Raw genomic sequence first — 25,021 nt, forward strand, 5'->3', positions numbered from 1 at the left:
CGGAAGGTTCCCTTAGAAAATCGGCAACGGCAGTTCACGGATCGCAGCCAGGCCGCCGACCTTTTCCAGATACTGTTCGTGGGTGCAGTCGACGTAGTCGCGCACGTAGCCCTGCCAGCCATCGGCCGCCTGGACCGTGGCGTTGTAGGCCTTGAAGTGCGAGACGTCGAAACCGTACAGCGGCGCGCACGAAGACGGATGCGCCCCGCCCGGCACATGGGCCACGGCGGTGGTCAGGTTGCGTTCCCAGAACACTTGATGCGCGTGGGCGCTGTCCTGATGGAAATACTCGCTGTCGACCAGTTCATCGCAGGTCACGTAGCTGTGGGTCGCGGCCCGCACGAACAGGTCGTCCATGTAGTGATCCGGACCGCTGATCTGGCACACCCCGCGTTTATCGGCACGGTCGACGTGCACCAGCGCCGCGTCGAGCTTGAGCGCCGGCATCGCCACCCAGTCCTTGCCATCGGCATAAGGCGAGGCAATCAACTTGATCTGGCGGTTGTGGCGCAGCACATCGGTGCCCAGGCCCACCGCCGTCGGAATGAACGGCACATTCATCGCCGCCGCGCGCAGACCGAGCAGCAGCATGCCTTCGTCGATCTCCATCACTTCCAGCGCCGCTTCCTGGCGCGCCTTGCGGAAGTATGGTTCCAGCGGAATAAAGTCCAGGGAAACGAAGGCGAACACCAGTTTCTTGATCTTGCCGGCCGCGCAGAGCATGCCGACATCGGCACCGCCGTAGGCAACCACGGTCAGGTCCTTGAGGTCCGAGCGCAGGATCTCTCGCACCAGCGCCATCGGCTTGCGCCGCGGGCCCCAGCCACCGATACCGATGGTCATGCCGTCACGCAGTTGGCCGACAATCTCGGCGGTGCTCATTTGCTTGTCCATCGTCATGTTCCTCATTGGCGACCGACACTGAAGTCGTGGCCCCAGTGGCTGACCACGGTGCTTTCGAACGGCGTGTGGCGGTCCCAGTCGACCACCAGGCCATCGCAGCCGTATTCCAGGTCAAACCCGGACGGGGTCTTGATATAGAAAGAAATCATCTGGTCGTTGGTGTGCTGACCGAGGGTGGCCGACAGCTTCACGCCATTGGCGTGGACGCGGTCCAGGGCGCGGCCGACTTCGTCCAGCGCGTTGACCTCGACCATCATGTGCACGCAGCCGTGGGGCATCGGGCACTCGAAAATCGCCAGCGAGTGGTGGCGGCCGTTGTTGCAGTGCAGGAAGTGGATACGCTTTTGCGGCTCGGCCGGGTCCGGGGTGAAGCGGACTTTCATCAGGTCCGACAGGCCAAAACCCAGCACCTGTTCGTAGAAGTCGCGGCAGCGCTCGAAGGCAGGTGCCGGCAGCACTACGTGGCCCATGCCCAGTTCGTTGGTAACGAACCCTTTGACGCCCACCGGCGAGACGAAACGGGCGAAGTCCTGCAACGGGCCCCAGAAGATTTCGTGACGGTTGCCATCCGGGTCGCTGAAATGCACCAGCTCCTGGACCTTGCGCAGCTCGGCCTCGGCCGCGGTACCACGGGTCACTTGCACATCGGCCTGTTGCAACTCGCTGACCGCCTGTTCCAGCGCCGCCTTGCCGGCCACTTCCCAGCCGCAGGCACCGAAGCCGTTCTCGGCGTTCTTCTGCACCAGGATGCGGTAGTGGCGCTCGTCCATCTTCAGGTACAGGTGCGCGTCGTCATCAGAGCCGATGACCATCATGCCCAGCACCTGGCTTGCGTAGTGGCGCCATTGCGCCAGGTCGCTGGATAACAGGGTGACGTAACCCAGACCACGGATATCCATGGATGCACTCCTCGTTTTTCTCAGGCGGTGCCGCCCTTCGGCGACTGCCGGGGGAGACTTTATGTAGGGCCTATTCAAACGGGTTCGGGCAGGGGCAACATCGTCCAATGGGACTAGCGGAAATGATGGCGCGGAACATGAAAAACCTGTGGGAGCGAGCCTGCTCGCGATGGTCGCCAACGATAACGCTGCAAGCCTGGCACCCCGTGGCGTTCTCCGGTTTATCGCGAGCAGGCTCGCTCCTACAAGGGGTATGCGGTGTTCAATCTTATTCGGCAAGCATAAAAAAACGGGCCTTGGGGACCCGTTGGAAAGTTGGCCTGACGTCCGTGCCAGGCCTGAAATGCGTTCAACTGTAGGAGCGAGCCTGCTCGCGATGGTCGCCAACGATAACGCTGCAAGCCTGACACCCCGCGGCGCTCTCCGGTTTATCGCGAGCAGGCTCGCTCCTACAAGGGGTATGCGGTGTTCAATCTTGTTCGGCAGGCATAAAAAAACAGGCCTTGGGGACCCGTTGGAAAGTTGGCCTGACGTCCGTGCCAGGCCTGAAATGCGTTCAACTGTAGGAGCGAGCCTGCTCGCGATGGTCGCCAACGATAACGCTGCAAGCCTGACACCCCGTGGCGTTCTCCGGTTTATCGCGAGCAGGCTCGCTCCTACAAGGGGTATGCGGTGTTCAATCTTGTTCGGCAGGCATAAAAAAACGGGCCTTGGGGACCCGTTGGAAAGTGGGCCTGACGTCCGTGCCATGCCTGAAATGCGTTCAACTGTAGGAGCGAGCCTGCTCGCGATGGTCGCCAACGATAACGCTGCAAGCCTGGCACCCCGCAGCGTTCTCAGGTTTATCGCGAGCAGGCTCGCTCCTACAAGGGGTATGCGGTGTTCATGCGTTTAGCGTCAACTATCACGCCTTGCGGAAATGCGGAATCACCTTCTCGCCAATGTTCTTCAAGGTCTCCAGCTGCGCCCACTGCGGCACTGTGCCCATCTGGCAGATGAACAGGATTTCGTCGGCGCCGGCATCGATCAGGCGCTGCACGTAGCCGATGCAATCTTCGACGGTGCCGTAGGCGTGGTTCGGGTTCATCATGGCCATGGTCGGGTCGGAGAAGTCGACACTGACTTCTTCAGAAGCGAAGCGCGACTTGATTACGCTCTGGCCATTGCCATCGACGAAGGTGTCGTCCTTCCACTTCTCCGGATCCGGACGCTCGCCACCGCCGTACCAGTAGCCCAGCGACTCCATGAAGTAACGCTGGCCACGGATACCGATGCGGCGCGCTTCTGCGTTGTCGTCCAGCACGATGGCCGGGCACAGCGCAGCGATGTGGCGGTTAGGGCGGAAGCCCACTTGCTTCTTCTCATCGCGATTGTCGTAGGCCGTGTGATACACCTCAACCTTCTTGGCGATCTCTTCCGGGCCACCGAAGCCCAGCACCAGCGCGCCCATGCCACGACCGCCGGCATTTTTCAGCGACTCGGTGTTGGTGCACGCCAGGTACATCGGCGGGTGCGGGTCCTGATACGGCTTTGGATGGATCGGACGCTTGGGGATCTGCACGAAGTCGCCGTTGTGCTCGATCTCGTCCTGCACGAACATTTTCGGGATCAGGTACATCATCTCGTCGATCTGCGGCTGCAAGGTTGCCAGGTCGTAGCCGAAGGTGCCGGCTTCCTGCTGGGTACCGCCCTTGCCCACGCCAAAGTGCACACGCCCCTTGGACAGCAGGTCGAGGGTGGCGATGCGCTCGGCGACCTTGACCGGGTGGTTCATCGCCGGAGGCAGGCAGACCACGCCGTGGCCGATACCGATGCGCTCGGTTTTACCGGCCACGAAAGCCAGCATGGTTTCCGGCGCGGACATGTGCGAGTAGTTGCTCAGCGCCGTGTGTTCCACGCACCAGAAGGTGTCAAAACCCAGCTTGTCGGCCAGCACGGCCTGCTCGACGGTGTCTTCGAAAATCTTGCGGTCGCCTTCGCGGCTGGAGTCCACCGTCTGGGCTTCGTAAATCAGGGAAAATTTCATGGTTGATCCTTGTGCTTATTTGGATGCGCAGTCGGCGCCGTAGACCTTCGCCTTGCCGCCAATGCTCGGGCATCGGCGGGGCGCTCGAATCACGCAAACGGACTAGCCCGATTCATAGAAAAGAGCTGTACGCCAGCGTCAGAGGAAAAAGTCGCTGCTGTCCTGCCCCATGCTGACCCCGCCGAGGTTCCAGGCGTACTTGGCCGGGCTGTTGGCGACGTGGGCGCGACCGGTGTGAATATCACGGAACGCTCGGTTGATCGGGTGGCTGCGGAAGATCGTCGAAGCACCGCTGTTGAACATCAGGTCACCAGCGGCCTTGGCGCACTTGTCGGCCACCAGCGCCGAGTCGTAACGCATCTTCACCCGCTCGGGCATGCTCAACGGCTCACCCTTCTGCGCGCGCTCCAGCATCAGGGCGAAGTTGCGATGCAGCACGGTCTTGCACTCGTCGACGCAGACCATGGCGTTGGCCAGCGCCGATTGCGCGGCCGGGTCCTGGACCATCTTGCGACCGTCATTGACCCCGACCCGGGCGCGGTTGTGCTCGACAAACTGATCCACCGCGCCTTGCAGCGCACCGATGGCGGACGACGAAACGGCACGCACGAAAATCTGCCCGAACGGCAAACGGAACAACGGCGCGGTGTTCACGGCGTTGCCCGGACTGTTCTGCATGAAACCGTCGAGCGCGCGATGGGTGCGGTATTCGGGAACGAAGGCGTTTTCCACCAGAATGTCGTGGGAGCCAGTGGCTTCCAGGCCCATGACGTTCCAGTTGTCGAGAATCTGATAGTCGCTGCGCGGCACCAGGAACGTCCGATAATCCGGCGCCCCGCCCGCCTCTGCCGGCGGCACCAGCGCACCGAGGAACGCCCACTCGCAATGCTTGCTGCCGGAGGAAAAGCCCCAGCGACCGCTCAACTTGAAACCACCCTCGACCCGCTCGACCTTGCCCACCGGCATATAGGAAGAGGAGATCAGCACGCTGGAATCACTGCCCCAGACATCCTGCGCGGCGCGGTCGTCAAACAGCGCCAGTTGCCAGTTGTGGATCGCTACCACCCCCAGTACCCAGGCCGAGGACATGCAGCCTTCGGCAAGGGTCATCTGTACGTCGAAGAAATCCTTGGGCTCCAGCTCATAGCCTTCCCAACGGGACGGTTGCAGGATGCGAAAGAATCCGGCGTCCTGGAAATCCTTCAGGGTTTCTTCGGGCAACTGGCCTGCTTGCGCGGCATTCAGGGCACGTTCACGCAGGATCGGCACCAACTCGCGGGCACGTTGGCTCAGACGCTGGCGAATCAGGTCTTGGTTGAGCATTTTTATTGTTCTCCTTTGTTCACCCCATCCGCCGGGGCGCGCGTGCAACGGGGCGGGTGTAGCGCCCCTACACTGGCATTCAAGCAATGCGCAACAGAGTGGACATCCCTCAAACGGACCATGTGGGATTGGGGAACAGGTATCTGGGGGGGGTGTATCAGAAAGGAATGTGTTGCTTGGCAGGCTGCCATCGCGAGCAGGCTCGCTCTCAGGTCTCCGCTTTTACTCGGGACTTGTGGCCACTGAAGATCCCTGTGGGAGCGAGCTTGCTCGCGATGGCTATATGGCAGGCGACATGGATTTTTGAGGGTGTACATATCCATTGCTGCGGTAACGGCCACTCAGGGTTCCGCCCTTACGGCGGGTCACTTGGAAAAGCCCCAAGTAACCAAGGGCTCTTGCCCCTTTCGTTCGGTGCCTCGCCTAGGCTCGGCATGCCCTCGCTCCGGTCCTGCTCCGTGGGCCCGCCGCCATCGGCCATCCATGGCCGGGGGCGGCTAACCCGGCATCCATGCCGGGTTGCCCACTGCGCAGAACCTCCACTCGGCCTCACGAGGGGGCAAGAAGATCAAAAGCCAAAGCCAAAGCCAAAGCGAGGCGGCCTGATCGCAATTGAACGCGTTTCCCTGTAGGAGCGAGCTTGCTCGCGAAAAACGCCAGGACAACGCGGGCATTCAGGCAGCACGCGTTATCGTTGACGTCCATCGCGAGCAAGCTCGCTCCCACAGAAGAGCAGAGCAAAAGCAGGGCCGCGTACCCCCACGCTCTTCACCACTCATCAGGCCGAGCGTTAGCTCGCCTGCAGCTTTTGATCTTGATCCACCCGCCCCCTCGGCAGGCTGAGCGGAGGTGTTCATCCGGGGATTGGCGCGCAGCGCCGTTCGACGCAGTCGAACTCATTGCATGTAGGTCGAAGCGAAGCCGACCGGAGGGCAATGCCCCCGGATGAATGCCGCAGCGAAGGAACCCCGAGCCTCAGCGAGGGGCCGTACGTAAGGGGCGAGACTTTTTGGTTCCTTTTGTGTCGTTTGACAAAAGGGACTCGCCGTAAGGGCGAAACCGCCAGCCGCCATTACCGCAGAAACGGATATGTACTCAATCAACCAAGAGCCTGGTCGGCCCAGAGGCCGCCAAGGCCTAGTCCCCTCGGACGATGCTCCAGACAAGAGCCAGAGCAAGAATCCATCGCACCCAACCCCCAACAAAAAAAGGCCCAGTGCGATGAACGACGTCAATCTCAAAGCCGACATGCTCCAGGCCATGCGCCGCCTGGCCAAGTCAGTCACCATTATCAGCACCAGCAACGGCACCGAACGCTTCGCCATGGCCGCCACGGCCGTCGACTCGCTGAGCACCGAGCCTCCCTCGCTGCTGATCTGCGTCAACAAGACCGCCTCGCCCCACGCCGCACTGGCGACCGGCGCCGACTTCTGCGTCAACATCCTCGGCGTCGAACAACAAGACCTGGCCAACCTGTGCAGCGGCGCAATCAAGGGCGAAGCACGTTTCGACCGCGGCAACTGGCTGACCAGCCCCGGCGGCATTCCATACCTGGGTGACGCACAGTCGGCGATCCTCTGCCGCCAGGACGGCCACTTCAGCTACGGCACCCACACCGTGTTCATCGGACGCATCCTGCAGATCCACACCACCGCCGAAATCACCCCGCTGGTCTACCTCGACGGCAGCTACACCACCACCGCCAAACCCGCACCCTCTCTCGCTGCTGCTGGCTGAGGCCCGAACATGGACAGCCTGAACGGGTTGACGGCGTTGCGAGTGAACAGCGCCGACCAGTTGCCATGGGATGACCGTTGCGACTTGCTGATCGTCGGGTTTGGCGGTGCCGGCGCCTGTGCCGCCATCGAAGCCAGCACTCGCGGCCTGTCAGTGCTCGCACTGGATCGCTTCGAAGGCGGCGGCGCCACGGCGCTCAGTGGTGGCGTGGTGTACGCCGGTGGTGGCACGTCGTATCAGCGTCAGGCCGGCTATGAAGACACCAGCGAAGCCATGTTCAATTACCTGCGTCAGGAAGTCGGCGAAGCCGTCAGCCACGCGACATTGCGCAATTTCTGCGACGGCAGCCGCGAACAACTGGCCTGGCTGGAGCGACAGGGCGCGGCGTTCGAGGCCAGCGTGCCGCCGCATAAAACCTCGTACCCGAGTGACCAGTACTACCTCTATTACTCCGGCAACGAAGCCGTGCCGGCCTATGCCGCCAGCGCCAAACCGGCACCCCGTGGCCACCGCACCAAAGGTCCGGGCATGTCCGGCGCCAGCCTGTTCGCCCCGCTCAAGGCCAGCGCCTTGCGTCACGGTGCGCGCCTGCGCAGCCAGTGCGAAGTGCGGCGACTGGTGCTCGACCTCGACGACAAGGTCATCGGCGTCGAAGCCTGGCAGTTGCCTTCCGGCAGTCGCGCAGCCCGACAACATGCGCGTCTGTCGCGCTGGGCCGCCGCCATTCATATGTACGCCCCCGCATTGGCTGACCGCTTGCGCGCCCGTCAGCGTCGCATCGAGCAGACCAGCGCCATTCGGCAATTGATTCGCGCCGAACAGGCGGTGCTATTGAGCAGCGGCGGTTTTATCTTCAATCGCGGCCTGGTGCGCCAACACGCGCCGCAGTACCTGGCCGGGTTGCCCCTGGGCGCCACCGGGTGCAATGGCAGCGGCATCGCCCTGGGCCAGAGCGCCGGTGGCAGCGTGGCGCGGATGGACAAGATCAGCGCTTGGCGCTTCATCAATCCGCCACTGGCCTGGGCCCGCGGGCTGATCGTCAATGCCCGCGGACAGCGTTACGCCAACGAAGAAATCTACGGCGCGACCCTCGGCCACGCCATGGTCGAAGAACAAGACGGTCGCGCGATCCTGGTGCTCAACCGTGAGCTGATGCGCGAAGCGTTGCGTCAGGTGGGCCCGGGCAAGGTGTGGAATTTCCAGCGCCTGCCGGTGCTGCTCAATCTGTTGTTCAACGCCAAACGCAGTAGCAGCCTGGCCGGGTTGGCCAAACGCTGCAATCTGCCGCCGGAACTGCTGCGCCAGAGTGTCGAACGCTATTCCCGGGCGGCACGCGGTGAGGTCGCCGACGAGTTCGGCAAGTCCTCGGCGATGCTCGCCAATCTCGAACAAGGCCCGTGGTACGCCCTCGACCTGTCGTTCACCAGCCGCCTGTTCCCCTGCCCGGTCATCACCCTTGGCGGGTTGAAGGTCTGCGAGGGCAGCGGTCGGGTGCTGGACCACGCCGGTCAACCGATCCAGGGCCTGTACAGCGCCGGTCGCAATGCGGTCGGGGTCGCTTCCAACCTGTATGTCTCCGGCCTGTCCCTGGCCGATTGCATTTATTCCGGTCGCCGGGCTGCCGCCCACGTGGCCGACCAATTCGCACTTCAAACCGCACGATCAGGAGAACAACAATGCAACGTGTAGAAGGCAAAGTCTGCCTCATCACCGGCGCCGCCAGCGGCATCGGTCGCGAAGACGCCCTGCTGCTGGCCCGCGAAGGCGCCAAAGTAGTACTGACCGACCTCAACGAAGAGGCCGGTCGCCAGGTGGCTGCAGAAATCGGCGCCAACGCGCTGTTCATCCGCCACGACATCGCCAGCGAAAGCGATTGGCAACAGGTGATCAAGACCACCGTCGAACATTTCGGCCGTCTCGACGTACTGGTCAACAACGCCGCGATCCTGGCCCTGGGCAGCATTGAAGACACCACGCTGGAGCTGTGGCAGAAGGTGCAGAAGATCAACGGCGAAGGCTACTTCCTCGGCTGCAAGTACGCGATCCAGGCGATGAAGGAAACCGGTGGCGGGTCGATCATCAACATGTCGTCGGTGGCCGCGTTGGGCGCGATGCCGATGTTCTGCGCTTATTCGGCGTCCAAAGGCGCGGTCGCGGCGATGACCCGTTCGATTGCCCTGCACTGCAAGCAGCAGGGTTACCGCATCCGCTGCAACAGCGTGCACCCCGATGGCGTGAACACGCCGATGACCCAGGCCCTGGCCGGTGGTCAGCCGATCCCGCAGGAAGCGCTGGACCAGGACCCGATGAACCGCATGGCCGCGCCACGGGACATTGCCAACGTGGTGCTGTTCCTGGCCACCGACGAGTCGCGATTCGTCAACGGTGCCGAGATTCGCGTCGACAACGCCCAACTGATCAGCAGTCTCTGAGGTCGAGGTGAACATGGGCACGCAACAACAGAACCTGACCCCGGCCGAGCACACGACGGCAAGCGTCTCATTGCAAGTGTGCGCGGTGATCGACGAGACCCTGGATGCGCGCTCGCTGGTGCTGGACGTACCGCCAGCCCTGCGTGAGCGCTTTCGCTACAAACCGGGCCAGTTCCTGAGTTTTCGCGTGCCCTTGGCCGGCAAACTGTTGACCCGCTGCTACTCCATGGCCAGCTCGCCCCTCGCGGACGCGCTGCCCAAGGTCACGGTGAAACGGGTCGACGGTGGCCGGGTGTCGAACTGGATGAACGAAGTGCAGGTCGGCGACTGGCTGGAAGTGCTGCCACCGGCCGGGCATTTCTGCCTGGACCCGCAGGCGGACACCGAAAAGCCCCTGGTCTTGTTCGGGGGCGGCTCGGGCATCACCCCGGTGTTTTCCATTCTCAAATCGGTGCTGCACAGCAGTCGGCGACCGATCAAGTTGATCTACGCCAACCGCGATGAGGCGTCGGTGATTTTCAAGGACGAGCTGTGCCAGTTGATCAAGGCGCATCCTGATCAACTGCACGTGGTGCACGTCCTCGATTCGGTGCAGGGTTTTTTGACGGACCATCAGGTCCGTCATCTGCTGCGCGGATCGGCCGGCGGCGACTACTTCATCTGTGGGCCGGGACCGTTCATGGACACCGTGGAGCGCACGCTGCTGGCAGTGGGCGAAGCGGCCGAGCGGATCCATGTCGAACGCTTCGTCTCGCCGCCGGACCCCGATGAACTGCTGGCCGAAGAGGCCGTGGCACGAGCGGCGGCCATGGATTCGCAATGCGAAGCGCTGATCGTCGAGCTCGATGGTCAGCAACACGAAATTGCCTGCAAACCCGGCGACACCCTGCTGCAAAGCTGCAAGGCCGCCGGTCTGGACGTGCCGTCGTCCTGTGAAGAAGGTTTTTGCGGGGCCTGCATGTGCGTGGTCCAGGAAGGCCAGACCCAACTGGCCCGCAACGACGTGCTGACCCCCAAGGAGCTCGCCGACGGCTGGACGCTGGCCTGCCAGAGCCGCCCGACGGGTGCCCGGGTACGCCTTAAATTCCCGGATTGAGGTTACGCTCCTACGGGGGAATACGGTCAATTGTGGGAGCGGGCTTGCTCGCGAAGGCGGTGTGTCAGACAACGATGATGTCAAGTTTGCCGCCCCCTTCGCGAGCAAGCCCGCTCCCACAGTTGAATTGTGCACGCCGGAGGATCTGTTGCTTAGTCTCAACGGACGATCACTCGGGCCCGGTCTGCGGTTAGACTCGACCACAGCATTAGCCCACAACAATAAAGAGGTGCAGTTATGGCTCGTTTGCAGAATAAGGTCGCGGTGGTCACCGGCGGCGCTTCGGGTATCGGTCTGGCCTGCGTGCGCCGTTTCGCGGCCGAAGGCGCGCAAGTGATTGGGCTGGACATCGGCAGCGCACCGGCAGACTTTCCCGGCCTGTTCATGACCCTGGACGTGCGCGACGAAGCGCAGGTGCAGCAGGTCATGCAAGAAGTCATCAGCCGCTTCGGGCGCATCGACGTACTGGTCAACGCCGCCGGCGTCGCCGACCAGGGCAGCGTGACCCAGACCACCACCGCCAACTGGCAACGGGTGATGGACATCAACCTGACCGGCAGCATGCTCACCAGCAAATACGCGCTGGCGTCGATGGTTGAACAACGCAATGGCTCGATCATCAACGTCGGTTCGATCTTCGGCCTGCAAGGCTGCGACGGCAACGTGGCCTATAACGTGTCCAAGGGCGGCATCAACCAGCTGACCCGCTCGATGGCCATCGACTACGGCTACGCCAACATTCGCGTCAACGGTCTGTGCCCCGGCCTGATCGAAACGCCGATGACCAGCATGGTCCGTGACAATGACGCGTTCCACGCCTTCTTCGCCTCGCAGCACATGCTCAGCCGCTCCGGACAACCGGAAGAAGTGGCCAACGTTGCGCTGTTCCTGGCGTCCGACGAAGCCTCCTTTGTCAGCGGCCAGATGATCGCCGTGGACGGTGGTTTCTCCGCCGGTCGCCGTTTCGCCCCGCCCGCCCAGTAATTCGCAATCCGGCCGGGCGCCCTGCCCGGCCTACTCCCTTTTTCGTACTTGTCTTCTAACCGGGGAGGCCCCATGCCGCCTGTCGCCACCGCACTGACCATCGCTCAACTGTTCGCCAACGCGGCCCAGGCCTACGGCGACCGCCCGGCCATCGAGGACGCGGGCCACACCATCACCTACCGACAACTGGACCAACTGCGCCGCCAGGCTGCCCGCGCACTGCTGGCCCTCGACGTACAGGTCGGGGACCGCGTGGCGATCTGGGCGCCGAACGTGTGGGAGTGGATCGTTGCGGCTGGCGCCCTGCAAAGTGTCGGCGCCGCCCTGGTGCCGCTCAATACCCGGATGAAGGGCAGCGAGGCCGGCTACATCCTGCGCGAAAGCGGCGCCTGCGTACTGTTTGCCATCGGCGAATTCCTCGGCGCGGACTACCCCGGCATGCTGACGTCGGAAGACCTGCCAGCCCTGCGCCACATCGTCAGCGTGCGTGGTGCCAATTCGGGCACCCTGGCGTGGAATCGGTTTATGGATCTGGCGGCCGATGTGCCGCAACTGGCCTTGCGCACCCGCGAACAGAGCGTTGGTCCGCAGGCCTTGTCCGACGTGTTGTTCACCTCGGGCACCACTGGTAAACCCAAAGGCGTGATGACCAGCCACGGCCAGAACCTGCGAATCGTGCGCGACTGGAGCGATATCGTCGGTTTGCGCGAGAGCGATCGCTACCTGATCGTCAATCCGTTCTTCCATTCCTTCGGCTACAAGGCCGGCTGGCTGGCAGCGCTGATGCGTGGCTGCACCCTCCTGCCGCAGCAGGTGTTCGACGTGCAGGCCGTGCTCGAATGCGTGCAGCGTGAACGCATCACCGTGTTGCCCGGGCCACCGACGCTGTATCAATCGTTGCTTGCCCATCCGCAACGCAACGAATTCGACCTGAGCTCCTTGCGCGTGGCGGTGACCGGGGCGGCAGCGATTCCGGTGGAGATGATCCACCGCATGCGCGACGAACTGGGCTTTGCCACCATCGTCACCGCGTATGGCCTGACGGAAGTCTGCGGGTTCGCCACGATCTGCCGGTCCGGCGACTCGGCGGAACTGGTCGCCAACACCAGTGGCCGGGCGATGCCGGGGGTGCAAGTGCGCTGTGTCGGCAACAGCGGTCGCAGCCAGCCGGCCAACATTCCCGGTGAAGTGCAGATTCGCGGCTACAACCTGATGCAGGGCTATCTCAACAACCCCGAAGCCAGCCAGGAAATTCTCGACGCCGACGGCTGGCTGCACACCGGCGACATCGGCATGCTCGACGAACAGGGTTACCTGCGCATCACCGACCGCCTCAAGGACATGTTCATCACCGGTGGCTTCAATGTGTACCCGGCGGAGATCGAACAGTGTTTGCTGACCTATCCGGGCGTGGCCCAGGCAGCGGTGATCGGGATTCCCGACGAACGCTTGGGCGAAGTGGCGATGGCGTTTCTGCTGCCTGCTCCAGGTATGGAAATCGAGCAGACCCGATTCCTCGCCTGGTGCCGCGAGCAGATGGCCAACTACAAGGTTCCGCGTCGGGTGCAGGTGCTGCAGAAGATGCCGATCAATGCGGCGGGGAAAGTGACCAAGAATGTGCTGCGCGAGTGGGCATTGCAGCCAGTCGACTAAACACAATCCCTGTAGGAGCGAGCCTGCTCGCGAGGGTGTGTCAGTCGACATCAATGCAACTGATAGACCATCGCGAGCAGGCTCGCTCCTACAATGTTCGAGGGTGTACACAAATTTCCCGCTCGACACAGTTCAACTGTGGGAGCGGGCTTGCTCGCGATGGTGTGTCAGTCGACGTCAATGCAACTGATAGACCATCGCGAGCAAGCTCGCTCCTACAATGTTCGGGGGTGTACACAAATTTCGCGTCCGACACAGTTCAACTGTAGGAGCGAGCCTGCTCGCGATGGTGTGTCAGTCGACGTCAATGCAACTGATAGACCATCGCGAGCAAGCTCGCTCCTACAGGGCTTTGTGTTTTAGCGATCTAAACCACCCGCGCCGGATGCTGCTTACGCGGGTCGCCGAGCATGGCGCGGTGGGACGGCGGCTGGCGGCCTTCGGCTTCGCTGATGCCGTAGCCAGGGGCAATTTCGGCGGTGATCAGGGTCTGCCCGGACAACGCCATCAACTGCGGATCATTGAGCAAGGCATGAATCACGCGCCCGTTGAATTGCGGGGTTTCGGCGTGGGCCAGGAATGCCTGGTACTGCTCGCCATGCTGTTCGCCGGCAATCTTCGTACGTTCGGTCAGTTGCGGGCCGAGCCACAGCGACAATGCCGCCACGCCCTGTCCTTCGAAATCAATCGCCATGTCCGCCGCCAGCTTGTCGACGCCGGCCTTTTGCGCGCCGTACGCCGGGCCATGCATGTAGCACCCGGCACCGAACGACGAAGTGAAACAAATCAGCCCTTGTGCACTTTTGAGCAACAGCGGCGCGGCATAGAAGCTGGCGATGTAGGCCGAGCGCAGGCCGACATCGAGAATGCGCACCAGGTCCAGCGGTTTAGCCCAGAACGGCCCTGGTTCGATCAACTGGTCATGGATGAACGCGGCGTTGTTCACCAGCAGATCCAGATGCCCGCACTCATTTTCCACACGGGTAAACAGCGCCTGAACCTGCGCGTCATCGGCGTGATCACAGACCACCGCGATACCGCGCCCACCGGCGTCGGTGATCGCGGCGGCGGTGTCCTCCAGCGAGCCGCGCAAGGCATGCCCGTACAAATTCGACCCGCCCTGCGCCGGGGCGCGACCGGTGACATACACCGTCATGCCCGCTGCCCCAAGGGCCAGGGCAATGCCCTGCCCGACTCCGCGACTGGCGCCGGTCACTACGGCGATCTGTGGACGCTGGTTGTTCATTCGACACTCCCGAACAAGGTTTTCGCCGAAGCGGTTTCGCTCTGGCGCTTGATGTGATTGGCGGCCAGGTAACCGAAGGTCATGGCCGGGCCGATGGTCGAACCGGCACCCGGATAGGTGCGGCCCATCATCGAGGCAGCGCTGTTGCCGATGGCGTACAGGCCGTTGATCGGTTCGCCGTCTTCATGCAACACGCGGGCGTGCACGTCGGTCAGCAGCCCCCCCTTGGTGCCGATGTCGCCGGCGTCGATGCGCACGGCGTAGAACGGCCCTTTGAGCAACGGCGCCAGGCACGGATTGGGTTGCACGTTGGGGTCGCCGTAGTAGCGGTCGAACAGCGATTCGCCCTTGTGGAAATCCTCGTCGACGCCCTGCACGGCCATGCCGTTGAAACGCTGCACGGTGCGCACCAGCCCGCCAGCGTCGACGCCGATTTTCGTCGCCAGTTCTTCCAGGCTCGACGCCTTGTGGAAGTAATCACGCAAATGCTCGGGCAATTGCCAATCGCGCTGGGCATAGCCCGGCAACAAGGCGCCGCACGGGTATTTGCGGCGGAACTCGGCGTCGAACACCATCCAGCACGGCACGCTCGCGGCGCCTTCGCGGTTGTTGGCGTACATCGCGTAAACGATATCGGTATAGGGCGCGGCTTCGTTGACGAAACGCTCCCCCGCCGCGTTGACCATCACACACCCCGGCAAGGTGCGTTCAACGAACAGCGCCCGCTGTTTTTCTTCGCCCTTGACGTAAGTGGTCGGCGCCCACCAGCTGTGCTCCATCAACGCGGTCCGAGCACCGATGGCCTGGCCGGCGCGAATACCGTCGCCGGTATTGTTGGGTGGCGTGGCACTCCAGTTGGCCCTGGACGGCTGCGGCAGGTACTGCTCACGCATTGCCTGGTTACGCTCGAAACCACCGGCGGCGATGATCACCCCGTAGCGCGCCTTGACGTTGAGCAACTGACCGTTGCGATTGACCCGCGCCCCGCCGACCCGGTCGCCGACCAGCAGCAGCTCTTCGAGTGCACAGTTGAGCCACAGCGACTTGCCGCGATCCTGCAACGAACAGCGCAAGGCACCGATCAAGGCATTGCCCAGGGTCAGGAAACGGTCGCGACGGGATAAACGCCGCCCCTCGCGATCACGCCAATAGCGCCACATCACCCGCAGGGTCAGGCGCAACCAGCCGGGGCCACGGCACAGCAGCACTTGCGCCTCTTTCATGGTCATCGCCATGCGCCCCATCATCAGGGTGCCGGGGGACGGTGCGCGCATGCGCAAAAATTCTTCGCCGAGTTCGGCGGCATCGAACGGTTGCGGATCCATCGAACGATAGCCCGGTTTTCCGCCCTCGACTTCCGGGTAGTAATCGGCGTAGCGCGGTTGCGCCTCGAAGCGCACGCGGGTGTGTTTTTCCAGGTACTCGACCATCTCCCGGCCGTGTTCGACATAGGCTTCGACGCGCCCGTCGTCGATCTCGCCATGGGTCACGGCGCGGATGTAGGCAATCGCTTCGGCCGCCGAATCACTGCCGCCGATGGCGTTGATCCGGTGATTGTTGGGGATCCAGATGCCGCCGCCGGACACCGCCGAGGTGCCGCCGTACTCGCCGCTCTTTTCGATCAGCAACGCATTCAGGCCCAGGTCGTGGGCGCGCAGCGCTGCGGTCATGCCCCCGGCTCCCGAGCCAATCACCAACACATCACAGCACTCGTCCCATTTGATCCCGGCAGCGTTCATGCGATCACCCTTGTTCAGCGCCCATCAGGCAGAAACCGCCACCGCCGGATCTTCGCCCGGTGCAGTCGGTCTCGGGATTGTTCGCCCCGTGCGCCGGGTGTTCATCGTCCGATAAGACTAAGGCCAGGACTGCGCCCGCCCCGTACAAATCGCTTAGTCCGCTTGGACGATGTTGCGCGCAAGTCGTGACTCCATAGTCGCCCACAGCACCAATCACTCCCCTGAAATGCAGGTCGGGCAGGTCTGACCTGGGCCATGAGGACGACATGATAAAAACAATAATCGCCCCACCAACACAGCACCCTCGCACACAGCTTGTTCTATTGATGCTGGCTGGTGGACTTAGCGCTCACGTTAACGCCATGAGCTTTCAGCCAAGCGAAGACTTGAGCATCGACTGGGACACCACTCTGACCTACAGCCTCGCCTGGCGGACCGAGTCTCGCGATCACAAGCTGACCGCCAATGCCAATGGCAACGACGGCGACAACGCGTTCGACAAAGGCAGCCTGATCAACAACCGCAGCGGCTTTCTCACCGAAGCCAACATCAAGTGGCAAGACGACTACGGCGTGTTCGTCCGGGCGACGGGCTTCTACGACAACGTCTACGATCAGGACAACGACAACACCACCGGCACTTCCAACTGCTTCGCCGGCGGCCATTGCAGCAAACCCGACCGTTTCTCCCAGGACACCATCGACCAGCATCGCAATGAGTTGCGCATGCTCGACTACTACGCCTATGGCACCTGGGACGTGAGCGGCCATGCCCTCAACGCGCGCCTGGGTAATCAGGTGGTGAGCTGGGGTGAAAGTCTGTTCTATCCGGGTATTTCCGCGGCCCAGAGCCCGGTGGACGCGACCAAGGCGACCACCCCGGGCGTCGAGGTCAAGGAAATCCTGCTGCCGGTCGGCCAACTGTTCACCCAGTTCGCCCTGACCGAAAGCCTGGGTATCCAGGCCTACTACCAATACAAGTGGGAGAAAACCGAGCTGTTCGGCGTGGGTAGTTACTTCTCCACCACCGACTTCATCGACGAGGGCGGCTTCAACGACGCTTCCGGTTTCGTCACCCGCCTCAAGGACGACAAGCCGAGCGACAGCGGCCAGTACGGTGTGGCCTTCACCTACGCCGCCGAGTCACTGAACAACACCGAGTTCGGCCTCTTCTACTCGCGCTATCACGACAAGACGCCGTCGCTGGACTTTGCGACGAACCTGGGCCGCTACCAGGTGCGCTACTTCGACAACATCGACCTGTTCGGTGCGAGTTTCGCCACGGTGCTGGGCGATGTCAGCTGGGCCGGTGAAGTCAGCTACCGCGACGGCACGCCAGTGATGGTCGACAACGGTTTCTCCAGCCCCGTGCGCGGCAAGACCATACAAGCGCAAACGTCGATGATCTACGTGCTCGGCCCGACCTCCTTCGCCGACAACACCAGCCTGACCGGCGAGCTGGTCTACAACACCGTGGTCAGCAACGACGAGTCGCAGCCAGTGACCCTGGCCCCTGGTTTCGCGCTGCCGGGCACCGACAGCCTGGTCTATGACCGCGATGCCTGGGGCTACACGGTGCAGGCGAACTTTGACTACAACGACGTGTTCAGCGGATGGGACATGTCGGTGCCTGTCACCTTCAGCGCCGCCGCCCACGGCGACAGCTCGATGGTCGGTTCGATCAACGCCGGCCAGAACGATAACCGCGCCAGCATCGGCAGTTCGTGGCGCTACTTGGGCAACTTCACCGTCGAGGCCCGCTACAACGCCTACCTCGGCAGCGCCAACAACAGCCCGTTGGCCGACCGCGACAACGTCGCGCTCAACTTCAAGTACCGGTTCTGATTCCCCTGTCGGAGGAGCACAGCATGTCCAGATTCACCCAAACATTATTGAGCACTGCGCTGACCGTCGGCCTGCTCGGCAGTGGCCTGGCCTACGCCAAGGTCAGCCCCGAAGAAGCCGCCCGCCTGGGCCAGGACCTGACCCCGATGGGCGCCGAAAAAGCCGGCAACGCCGACGGCAGCATCCCGGCCTGGTCCGGCAAATGGCGCGGCCTGCCGCCAGGACTCAAATACGCTGGCCCCGGCACGCCGTACCCGGATCCGTACGCCGCGGAAAAACCGCTGTTCGTGATCGATTCGAAGAACATGGACAAGTACGCCGACAACCTGACCGATGGCCAGAAGGCGCTGTTCAAGCGATACCCGGATACTTTCAAGATCCCGGTCTACCCGAGCCACCGCGACTTCCGCCTTGATCAGCGCCTGGAAGACCAGATCAAGAAAAACGCCGTCACTGCCGAACTCGAGAATGACAACAACGACACCAAAAACGCCTGGGGTGCCTCGCCGTTCCCGATCCCGAAGAACGGCAGCGAGTTGATGTTCAACCATACCTTGCAAGGGCGCGCCAACACTGAAGAGGCCAACTACGGCCAGGCGGTGGTGTACTCCAACAAGGAAAAGGTGCTGGAAGAGGTCAACTACAAGATCTTCTCGATCTGGTCGAGCCCGGACAAAACCCTGGAGGCCGCGAACGGTGTATCCACCCACTTCCTGCTCACCACCCTGGAACCGGTGCGCAAGAAAGGCGAGATCGTGGTCGGTCACGAGTTCATCAATCCGACCGCCTCCCCGCGCCAGGCTTGGCAATACAGCCCGGGCCAACGCCGGGTTCGTCGCGCACCGACCGTGGGTTATGACTCGCCGACCGGCGCGGGAGGTTTTCGCGTGTACGACGAAGACCGCTTGTTCAATGGTGCGCCAGACCGCTACAACTGGACCATCGTCGGTAAGAAGGAAATCTACATTCCGTACCACAACTACAAGATCGACGACCCGAGCGTAACGGCCGACCAGATCCTGGACACCACCGGCCACGTCGATCCGCAGTACATGCGCTACGAGAAACACCGCGTCTGGGTGTTGCAGGCCAACCTCAAGGAAGGTGCCCGCCACGTATACGCCAAGCGCGTGCTGTACCTGGACGAGGACACCTGGTCCGCGACCATGGCCGACAACTACGACAGTCGTGGCCAGTTGTGGCGCACCAACATGCAGACCTCGATCTACGCCTATGAGATGCAGCGCTACCACGCTCGCCTTGGCATCTACCACGACCTGATCGCCGGCTCTTACCTGGTTGACCGCATGCTGATCGATCAAAAGCCGGCCAAGCTCAACGCCACCGCCTTCACTGAAGACGAATTCACCCCTGGCAACCTGCGCAAACTCGGCACCCGCTAAACTCACCGCGCCCCGACCGAATCATTCGGTCGGGGCGTTGTGCTTTGTAAAATCCGCTGCGCCCACGGAAGACTTCGCCATGAACAAACTCCTCACCGGCATCATCGCCATGGCCAGCGTTGGCCTGTCGATGCAAGCCAACGCCCTGAACATCCTGCTGACCAACGACGATGGCTGCCGCGCGCCCGGCATCGATGCGATGTACCGGGCGCTGACCGCCGCCGGGCACAAGGTCACCCTGGTCGGCCCGTTGAACGACAGCAGCGGCATCAGCGCCGCCAGCGTGGTCGTACCCGGCCAGGCCCTGGCGGTGACCGAACTGGCGCCAGGCAAATTTTGCGTCGGGCCGCCGCAGGACTACACCCCGCCCGCTGGCAAGACCTCCGCCATCGGCACGCCGGTGGATGCTGTCAACGTCGGCCTCGACGTGATCCTCAAGGATTCGCCGCCAGACCTGGTGGTGTCAGGCAGCAACTTCGGCGAAAACGTCGGCCCGCTTACGCAGATGTCCGGCACCCTCAACGCCGCCGTTCGCGCGATGTTCAAGGGAATTCCGGCGGTGGCGGTGTCCACGGGTATCGACATGGACCTGATCATCCGCGACCAGCAGGCCGGTTACCGCAAGACCCTCGGCGCCATGGACGACACGGCGCGCTTTGCCGTGAAGGTCATCGAACAGGCGGGCCTGGCCGGTACAGACGCCAAACAGGCCTGCGCAAGGAACAAACATCAGTGTGATCTGAACGTGCTCGGCCTGCCGGGTGTCAGCGGCCTGAACCTCAACTACCCGCCCCTCAAACCCGATGAAGTCAAAGGCGTGAGCTTTGCGCCGATCGGCAATTGGGATCGGGTCAACTTCACCTCCCAGCGCGGCGCCGACGGCGTGATCCACGTCAACCTGGCCGCCCCGTCGACACCGACCGAAACCCAGCAAAAGGCCGATGCCTATCAACTGTGGCAAGGCCACGCGGTGATCACCGTGATCGACGGCAACATGACCGCGCCAGAGGCGATGCAGGATCAGGCGAAGAAGATATTGCGCGGGGTCAAGCCTTAAGCAAGCACGGAACGGTGTTAATCACAAAACCATTGCTCGCGATGAGACCGACACATTCAACATCGATGTCGACTGACACTCCGCCATCGCGAGCAAGCTCGCTCCCACAGGGTTAGCGGTTGTACGCAACATCTGCGGCTATCCAAAAATCATTGTGGGAGCGAGCTTGCTCGCGATGAGGCCGGCCCAGTCAACATCAATCTCACCTGACAGACCGCCATCGCGGGCAAGCCCGCTCCCACAGGGTTAGCGGGTGTACGCAACATCTGCGGCTATCCAAAAATCATTGTGGGAGCGAGCTTGCTCGCGATGAGGCCGGTACATTCAATATCAATCTCGCCTGACAGTCCGCCATCGCGAGCAAGCTCGCTCCCACAGGGTTAGCGGGTGTGCACAACATCTGCGGTTAACCAAAAATCATTGTGGGAGCGAGCTTGCTCGCGATGAGGCCGGCCCAGTCAACATCAAACTCGCCTTGCTGTCCGCCATCGCGAGCAAGCTCGCTCCCACAGGGGTACCGGGTGTGCGCAACATCTGCGGCTATCCAAAAATCATTGTGGGAGCGAGCTTGCTCGCGATGAGGTCGGCCCAGTCCACATCAATCTCGCCTGACAGACCGCCATCGCGAGCAAGCCCGCTCCCACAGGGTTAGCGGGTGTGCACAACATCTGCGGATAACCAAAAACCAGTGTGGGAGCGAGCTTGCTCGCGATGAGGCCGGTACATTCAATATCAATCTCGCCTGACTGTCCGCCATCGCGAGCAAGCTCGCTCCCACAGGGTTAGCGGGTGTGCACAACATCTGCGGCTATCCAAAAATCATTGTGGGAGCGAGCTTGCTCGCGATGAGGCCGGCCCAGTCAACATCAAACTCGCCTGACTGTCCGCCATCGCGAGCAAGCTCGCTCCCACAGGGGTACCGGGTGTGCGCAACATCTGCGGCTATCCAAAAATCATTGTGGGAGCGAGCTTGCTCGCGATGAGGTCGGCCCAGTCCACATCAATCTCGCCTGACAGACCGCCATCGCGAGCAAGCTCGCGATGGTGGCTACGCGGTTACGGATCAAACCCAGATCGCATCCCACAACGGATAGTCGCCAAGCTTCTCAACCAGCCCAGCCCGCAACGGGTTCGCGACAACATATCGAGCAAGCTTGACCAGGTCCTCATCCCGCCTCAACGCCCGATCGTGATAGCCCTGCTGCCATAGACTGCCTTTACGTCCGACGGACATGTTCACGGCCCGCGTACTCAATGATTTGGTTTTTTGCATCAGCTGACTGAGTGAGCACTGCTGCAACTCGATCAACCAATGAAAATGATCGGGCATGACGACCCACGCTAAAGAGTTCGCCCAGTATTGTTCCTGTGCATATTGAAATTGCTTGACGACCAGCCTGCCCAAACCGAAATCCTTGAAAACCGGTTCTCGATCCAGCGTGTTGCTCGTCAACAGGTAAACCCTGTTTGGCTCGGCATAGCGGCCGATGCGCAGACGAAATGAAGCAGGTAAATCAGGCATTCCTTTGCCCTCTCCGTAGTGAATTCAGGAGCAAGGCTAGACCGGTGGATGCTTCGGCGTTGGGTCAACCTTTGACCGGATGTGACCAATCGATAGCTATCGCGAGCAAGCTCGCTCCCACAGGGTTAGTCGGTGTACGCAACATCTGCGGGTATCCAAAAACCATTGTGGGAGCAAGCTCGCTCCCACTGGGCTTTGTGTTGGCTTCAGACTGCCGGCTGAAACGGCACAAACTCCGTCACTTCCAGATCAAACCCGGACACGGCGGTGTACGGCACCGGCGAACTCATCAGCCGCATTTTGCGCACGTTCTGGTCGCGCAGGATCTGCGCGCCAATGCCCAAAGTCCGTTGCGGAAACTGTGGCGCCCGGTGCTTGCCGCCGCTGCGCTGACGCAGTTGCTCAAGCACGCCTTCGGCGGATTCCTTTTGCGCCAGCAGCACCAGCACACCGCTACCGGCCGCAGCGATACTGGCCAGCGAACGCTCCAGCGTCCACTGTTGCGGCCCGCCTTCGCTTTCACACCCCAGCACGTCACGCAATGTCTCGATGCTTTGCACCCGCACCAACACCGGTTGCGTGCTGTCGATCCGGCCCTTGACCAGCGCCAGGTGCAGCGAGCCCTGGTAGGTGTCCTGATAGGTGGTCACCTGGAACTCACCGTGGCGGGTATGCAGCGGATACTCGCCGCCGCGCTCGATCGTGCCTTCATGCAGGATGCGGTAGTGAATCAGGTCGGCAATGGTGCCGATCCGCAAGCCATGACGTTGGGCGAACTCATGCAACTCGGCACCACGGGCCAGTTCGCCGTCCTCGTTGAGTATGCCCACCAGGGTTGCCGCCGGTTGCAGCCCCGCCAGTCGCGTCAGGTCGCAAGCGGCCTCGACATGTCCGGCCCGCTGCATCACGCCACCGGGCAAGGCCTGCACCGGGAAGATATGCCCCGGTTGCACCAGGTCCGTCGGAACGCTGGCCGGGTCGACCGCCACCTGGATCGACCGCGCCCGGTCCGCCGCCGAGATACCCGTGGACACCCCGGTGGCGGCTTCGATCGAGCGGGTAAAACCCACGCCATGTTGCGCCCGGGAGTTGGGCACCATCAGGTCCAGGCCCAGAGCGCGACAGCGCTGCTCGGTCAGGGCCAGGCAAATCAGTCCGCGTGCCTGCACCGCCATGAAGGTGACGGCTTCGGCCCCGGCCTGTTCGGCGGCCATCAGCAACGAGCCTTCGCCGTTGTGTTCGTCGTCGGTGATCACCACCATCCGACCGGCGCCGATGGCCTCGATCAGTTGCGGTACCGTATTGAAAGCCAGGCCGTTCATTTGAGCGCCCCGCGCAGGTCGGCTGCCGCATCGGACAAGGCATGTGCCGCCCCTTCGACAAATGGCGCCATGCTGATAAAGCCGTGGATCATGCCGTCACAACGCTGTACGCGCACAGGCACGCCGGCCTCGCGCAGACATTCGGCCATTGCCTCGCCCTCATCGCGCAACGGGTCGAATTCGGCAGTCATCAGGGTCGTTGGCGGAAATCCCGCCAGGCTCTCGGCACGCAACGGCGAGGCCAGTGGGTCATCCGCCTGCCCGACGTCTTGCAGATACTGCTGCCAGAACCAGCGCATCATTGCGGCGGAAAGCAGATAGCTCTCGGCAAAGTCTTCGAAGGACTGACTGTCGCAGCCTGCGTCAGTGACCGGGTAAAACAGGCACTGATAGCTGATCTTCGGCCCTTGGCGTCGTGCCGCCAACTGACTGACCGCCAGCGCCAGATTGCCCCCGGCGCTGTCTCCGGCCACAGCCAGCCGGCTGCCATCGACGCGCAGTTCAGCCGCGTGCTCGACCAGCCAGCAGGTGGCCGCATAACAATCGAGAGGCGCAGCGGGGAACTTGCTTTCCGGCGCCAGTCGGTAGGCGACCGACACCACCACCGCTTCGGTCTGGCGGGCCAGCGAGCGGCAGAGATTGTCGTGGGTCTCGAGATTGCCCATGACAAACCCGCCACCATGGAAAAACACCAGCAACGGCAGGTCGGGTTCTTCCGATGGCCGGTACAGCCGTGCGTCCAGTTCGCCGTCCGCGCCGGCCACCCGCAAGTCGCGCACTTCGCTCATCGGATCGCCGGGGATGGCCGGCAGCAGGTTGTCGGAGAACTGCCGGTACTGAGCGGCATCGACCTGGCTGAAATCGGGCTCGGGGATGTCGCGAAATTGCTGGAGCACCCCAGCGATCTGCTTATCGAGCGGCATGGGCATCGTCCTCTACGTCGGCCATTTGAAACTGCGGATTGGTCTCGCCCAGGATGCTTTGTACCCGGCGCTCAAGGGCCGGCTTGAAACCCTTGTGGGGCAGGATCCAGAAGCGTTTTTGCGCGATGGCGGCGAACACTTGCGCGGCCAGTTCCGCCGGGGTCATGCCCTGGCGAATGGTGCTGTCGAGCAGTTGGCTGAAGTCGGATCCGGCGGTGTCCACCACCTGGTTCGACGCCATGATTTCACTGGCCACCGGCCCCGGGCACAGCACCGAAACCGATACCGGCGCACCGATCATGGCGAGTTCGTAATGCAGGGTTTCCGAAAGCGCGACCACCGCCTGCTTGGTCACGTTGTACGGTGCCATCAGCGGACTGCTGACCAGCCCGGCAAGGGATGCGGTGTTGATCACATGGGCTGCCCGGCCCTGACTGAGCAGCAACGGCACAAAGGTGCGAATGCCGTTGATAACGCCGTTGAGGTTGACGTCCAGCATGCGCTGCCATTGCGCCTCGGTGATTTCCCAGCTGAAGCCGGTTTGCATCACCCCGGCGTTGTTGAACAGCAGGTCGACCCCGCCAAAGTGCTCGACAGCCCGGTCACGCAAGCGCTCGACCTGTTTCACATCACCGACATCGGTGACGCAGGCAATCGCTTGCACACCGCCGGCCTTCATTTCGTCGCACAGGGCCTGCAGGCCCGCTGCATCCCGATCCGCCAGCACCAGGCGCATGCCCAGTGTCGCCGCGTGTTCGGCCAGGCCACGGCCAATACCACTGGCGGCCCCGGTAATCACCGCTACCGGCCCTTGTTCATTACTCATCGCCAACTCCTGCCATGGGTCCAATGGCGCCAGTAGAGCGGGCCTACTTAAAGCAGCCATCGTCCATTCAGACGATGCCCGCTTTT

General features: G+C 62.4%; 19 protein-coding genes and 1 pseudogene. 10 read left to right on the plus strand and 10 right to left on the minus strand.

Going from position 1 to position 25,021, the window contains the following annotated elements; translation table 11 throughout:
• Window positions 1-12 precede the first annotated feature (12 nt).
• Complete coding sequence (locus KGA98_RS20150) at window positions 13-894, minus strand: CoA transferase subunit A (protein WP_223503378.1); 882 nt, start codon at window positions 892-894, stop codon at window positions 13-15.
• Between the two features lie 11 nt (window positions 895-905).
• Entirely contained in the window at window positions 906-1,802 is an 897-nt protein-coding gene (locus KGA98_RS20155; protein ID WP_223503380.1) for a VOC family protein, read from the minus strand.
• A 343-nt stretch (window positions 1,803-2,145) separates the two neighbouring features.
• On the opposite strand from KGA98_RS20155, the pseudogene KGA98_RS28735 reads away from it, so the two are divergent.
• A pseudogene (locus KGA98_RS28735) lies at window positions 2,146-2,256 on the plus strand (outer membrane lipoprotein carrier protein LolA); the annotation flags it as partial.
• A 450-nt stretch (window positions 2,257-2,706) separates the two neighbouring features.
• Here KGA98_RS28735 and KGA98_RS20170 read toward each other — a convergent pair.
• A complete protein-coding gene (locus KGA98_RS20170) occupies window positions 2,707-3,828 on the minus strand; it encodes an LLM class flavin-dependent oxidoreductase (RefSeq protein ID WP_102672755.1) in 1,122 nt (373 codons plus the stop codon).
• A 138-nt stretch (window positions 3,829-3,966) separates the two neighbouring features.
• Window positions 3,967-5,151 (minus strand): flavin-dependent monooxygenase, encoded by a 1,185-nt coding sequence (locus KGA98_RS20175; protein WP_154908778.1) that lies wholly within the window; start codon window positions 5,149-5,151, stop codon window positions 3,967-3,969.
• Window positions 5,152-6,372: 1,221 nt separating this feature from the next.
• Between KGA98_RS20175 and KGA98_RS20180 the strand changes: the two genes are divergently transcribed.
• The 6 genes from KGA98_RS20180 (at window position 6,373) to KGA98_RS20205 (ending at window position 13,053) form a co-directional block, all read left to right on the plus strand.
• Window positions 6,373-6,888 (plus strand): flavin reductase family protein, encoded by a 516-nt coding sequence (locus tag KGA98_RS20180; protein WP_057714069.1) that lies wholly within the window; start codon window positions 6,373-6,375, stop codon window positions 6,886-6,888.
• 9 nt (window positions 6,889-6,897) lie between these two features.
• Complete coding sequence (locus KGA98_RS20185; protein ID WP_223503382.1) at window positions 6,898-8,577, plus strand: FAD-binding protein; 1,680 nt, start codon at window positions 6,898-6,900, stop codon at window positions 8,575-8,577.
• Window positions 8,565-9,320: a glucose 1-dehydrogenase gene (locus tag KGA98_RS20190; RefSeq protein WP_223503384.1), complete on the plus strand. Its 756-nt coding sequence runs from the start codon at window positions 8,565-8,567 to the stop codon at window positions 9,318-9,320. The genes KGA98_RS20185 and KGA98_RS20190 overlap by 13 nt, the downstream gene beginning before the upstream one ends.
• 13 nt (window positions 9,321-9,333) lie before the next feature.
• The gene (locus KGA98_RS20195; RefSeq protein ID WP_154908779.1) at window positions 9,334-10,416 is read left to right on the plus strand and encodes a ferredoxin--NADP reductase; all 1,083 of its coding nucleotides are present in this window, start codon (window positions 9,334-9,336) and stop codon (window positions 10,414-10,416) included.
• Window positions 10,417-10,653: 237 nt separating this feature from the next.
• Window positions 10,654-11,400 (plus strand): SDR family NAD(P)-dependent oxidoreductase, encoded by a 747-nt coding sequence (locus KGA98_RS20200; protein ID WP_218496122.1) that lies wholly within the window; start codon window positions 10,654-10,656, stop codon window positions 11,398-11,400.
• A gap of 72 nt (window positions 11,401-11,472) precedes the next feature.
• On the plus strand, window positions 11,473-13,053 hold the full coding sequence (locus KGA98_RS20205) for a FadD3 family acyl-CoA ligase (RefSeq protein WP_223503386.1): 1,581 nt from the start codon (window positions 11,473-11,475) through the stop codon (window positions 13,051-13,053).
• Between the two features lie 367 nt (window positions 13,054-13,420).
• On the opposite strand, the gene KGA98_RS20210 is transcribed toward KGA98_RS20205, so the two are convergent.
• Both KGA98_RS20210 and KGA98_RS20215 read right to left on the minus strand, forming a co-directional pair.
• Entirely contained in the window at window positions 13,421-14,299 is an 879-nt protein-coding gene (locus KGA98_RS20210; RefSeq protein WP_223503388.1) for an SDR family NAD(P)-dependent oxidoreductase, read from the minus strand.
• Window positions 14,296-16,038 (minus strand): FAD-binding protein, encoded by a 1,743-nt coding sequence (locus KGA98_RS20215; RefSeq protein WP_223503390.1) that lies wholly within the window; start codon window positions 16,036-16,038, stop codon window positions 14,296-14,298. Before KGA98_RS20215 ends, KGA98_RS20210 begins: the two co-directional genes overlap by 4 nt.
• Before the next feature lie 326 nt (window positions 16,039-16,364).
• On the opposite strand from KGA98_RS20215, the gene KGA98_RS20220 reads away from it, so the two are divergent.
• From KGA98_RS20220 to surE, 3 genes are all read left to right on the plus strand, one after another.
• Window positions 16,365-17,882, plus strand: coding sequence for a DUF1302 domain-containing protein (locus KGA98_RS20220; RefSeq protein WP_306345028.1), 1,518 nt, complete (start codon window positions 16,365-16,367; stop codon window positions 17,880-17,882).
• Between the two features lie 23 nt (window positions 17,883-17,905).
• Window positions 17,906-19,285, plus strand: a complete 1,380-nt coding sequence (locus tag KGA98_RS20225; protein ID WP_057714060.1) for a DUF1329 domain-containing protein — start codon at window positions 17,906-17,908, stop codon at window positions 19,283-19,285.
• Between the two features lie 79 nt (window positions 19,286-19,364).
• Window positions 19,365-20,342 (plus strand): 5'/3'-nucleotidase SurE, encoded by a 978-nt coding sequence (surE, locus tag KGA98_RS20230; protein WP_223503394.1) that lies wholly within the window; start codon window positions 19,365-19,367, stop codon window positions 20,340-20,342.
• A 1,063-nt stretch (window positions 20,343-21,405) separates the two neighbouring features.
• Here the strand turns inward: surE and KGA98_RS20235 are convergent.
• From KGA98_RS20235 to KGA98_RS20250, 4 genes are all read right to left on the minus strand, one after another.
• Complete coding sequence (locus KGA98_RS20235; RefSeq protein WP_057714058.1) at window positions 21,406-21,864, minus strand: REP-associated tyrosine transposase; 459 nt, start codon at window positions 21,862-21,864, stop codon at window positions 21,406-21,408.
• 206 nt (window positions 21,865-22,070) lie between these two features.
• Window positions 22,071-23,186, minus strand: coding sequence for a 3,4-dihydroxy-2-butanone-4-phosphate synthase (locus KGA98_RS20240; RefSeq protein WP_154861403.1), 1,116 nt, complete (start codon window positions 23,184-23,186; stop codon window positions 22,071-22,073).
• On the minus strand, window positions 23,183-24,109 hold the full coding sequence (locus KGA98_RS20245) for an alpha/beta hydrolase (RefSeq protein ID WP_223503397.1): 927 nt from the start codon (window positions 24,107-24,109) through the stop codon (window positions 23,183-23,185). Before KGA98_RS20245 ends, KGA98_RS20240 begins: the two co-directional genes overlap by 4 nt.
• Window positions 24,096-24,935: an SDR family NAD(P)-dependent oxidoreductase gene (locus KGA98_RS20250; RefSeq protein WP_223503399.1), complete on the minus strand. Its 840-nt coding sequence runs from the start codon at window positions 24,933-24,935 to the stop codon at window positions 24,096-24,098. The genes KGA98_RS20245 and KGA98_RS20250 overlap by 14 nt, the downstream gene beginning before the upstream one ends.
• Window positions 24,936-25,021: the final 86 nt, after the last annotated feature.

Origin of the sequence: Pseudomonas sp. BF-R-24 (assembly GCF_019947335.1) — a bacterium.
Taxonomy (GTDB): domain Bacteria; phylum Pseudomonadota; class Gammaproteobacteria; order Pseudomonadales; family Pseudomonadaceae; genus Aquipseudomonas; species Aquipseudomonas jessenii.

What these genes read in the sequence shown, in the direction of transcription:
- KGA98_RS20150 (WP_223503378.1), bottom strand. Translation starts at nt 894, where the DNA reads ATGGACAAGCAAATGAGCACCGCCGAGATTGTCGGCCAACTGCGTGAC.
- KGA98_RS20155 (WP_223503380.1), bottom strand. Translation starts at nt 1,802, where the DNA reads ATGGATATCCGTGGTCTGGGTTACGTCACCCTGTTATCCAGCGACCTG.
- KGA98_RS20170 (WP_102672755.1), bottom strand. Translation starts at nt 3,828, where the DNA reads ATGAAATTTTCCCTGATTTACGAAGCCCAGACGGTGGACTCCAGCCGC.
- KGA98_RS20175 (WP_154908778.1), bottom strand. Translation starts at nt 5,151, where the DNA reads ATGCTCAACCAAGACCTGATTCGCCAGCGTCTGAGCCAACGTGCCCGC.
- KGA98_RS20180 (WP_057714069.1), top strand. Translation starts at nt 6,373, where the DNA reads ATGAACGACGTCAATCTCAAAGCCGACATGCTCCAGGCCATGCGCCGC.
- KGA98_RS20185 (WP_223503382.1), top strand. Translation starts at nt 6,898, where the DNA reads ATGGACAGCCTGAACGGGTTGACGGCGTTGCGAGTGAACAGCGCCGAC.
- KGA98_RS20190 (WP_223503384.1), top strand. Translation starts at nt 8,565, where the DNA reads ATGCAACGTGTAGAAGGCAAAGTCTGCCTCATCACCGGCGCCGCCAGC.
- KGA98_RS20195 (WP_154908779.1), top strand. Translation starts at nt 9,334, where the DNA reads ATGGGCACGCAACAACAGAACCTGACCCCGGCCGAGCACACGACGGCA.
- KGA98_RS20200 (WP_218496122.1), top strand. Translation starts at nt 10,654, where the DNA reads ATGGCTCGTTTGCAGAATAAGGTCGCGGTGGTCACCGGCGGCGCTTCG.
- KGA98_RS20205 (WP_223503386.1), top strand. Translation starts at nt 11,473, where the DNA reads ATGCCGCCTGTCGCCACCGCACTGACCATCGCTCAACTGTTCGCCAAC.
- KGA98_RS20210 (WP_223503388.1), bottom strand. Translation starts at nt 14,299, where the DNA reads ATGAACAACCAGCGTCCACAGATCGCCGTAGTGACCGGCGCCAGTCGC.
- KGA98_RS20215 (WP_223503390.1), bottom strand. Translation starts at nt 16,038, where the DNA reads ATGAACGCTGCCGGGATCAAATGGGACGAGTGCTGTGATGTGTTGGTG.
- KGA98_RS20220 (WP_306345028.1), top strand. Translation starts at nt 16,365, where the DNA reads ATGCTGGCTGGTGGACTTAGCGCTCACGTTAACGCCATGAGCTTTCAG.
- KGA98_RS20225 (WP_057714060.1), top strand. Translation starts at nt 17,906, where the DNA reads ATGTCCAGATTCACCCAAACATTATTGAGCACTGCGCTGACCGTCGGC.
- surE (WP_223503394.1), top strand. Translation starts at nt 19,365, where the DNA reads ATGAACAAACTCCTCACCGGCATCATCGCCATGGCCAGCGTTGGCCTG.
- KGA98_RS20235 (WP_057714058.1), bottom strand. Translation starts at nt 21,864, where the DNA reads ATGCCTGATTTACCTGCTTCATTTCGTCTGCGCATCGGCCGCTATGCC.
- KGA98_RS20240 (WP_154861403.1), bottom strand. Translation starts at nt 23,186, where the DNA reads ATGAACGGCCTGGCTTTCAATACGGTACCGCAACTGATCGAGGCCATC.
- KGA98_RS20245 (WP_223503397.1), bottom strand. Translation starts at nt 24,109, where the DNA reads ATGCCGCTCGATAAGCAGATCGCTGGGGTGCTCCAGCAATTTCGCGAC.
- KGA98_RS20250 (WP_223503399.1), bottom strand. Translation starts at nt 24,935, where the DNA reads ATGAGTAATGAACAAGGGCCGGTAGCGGTGATTACCGGGGCCGCCAGT.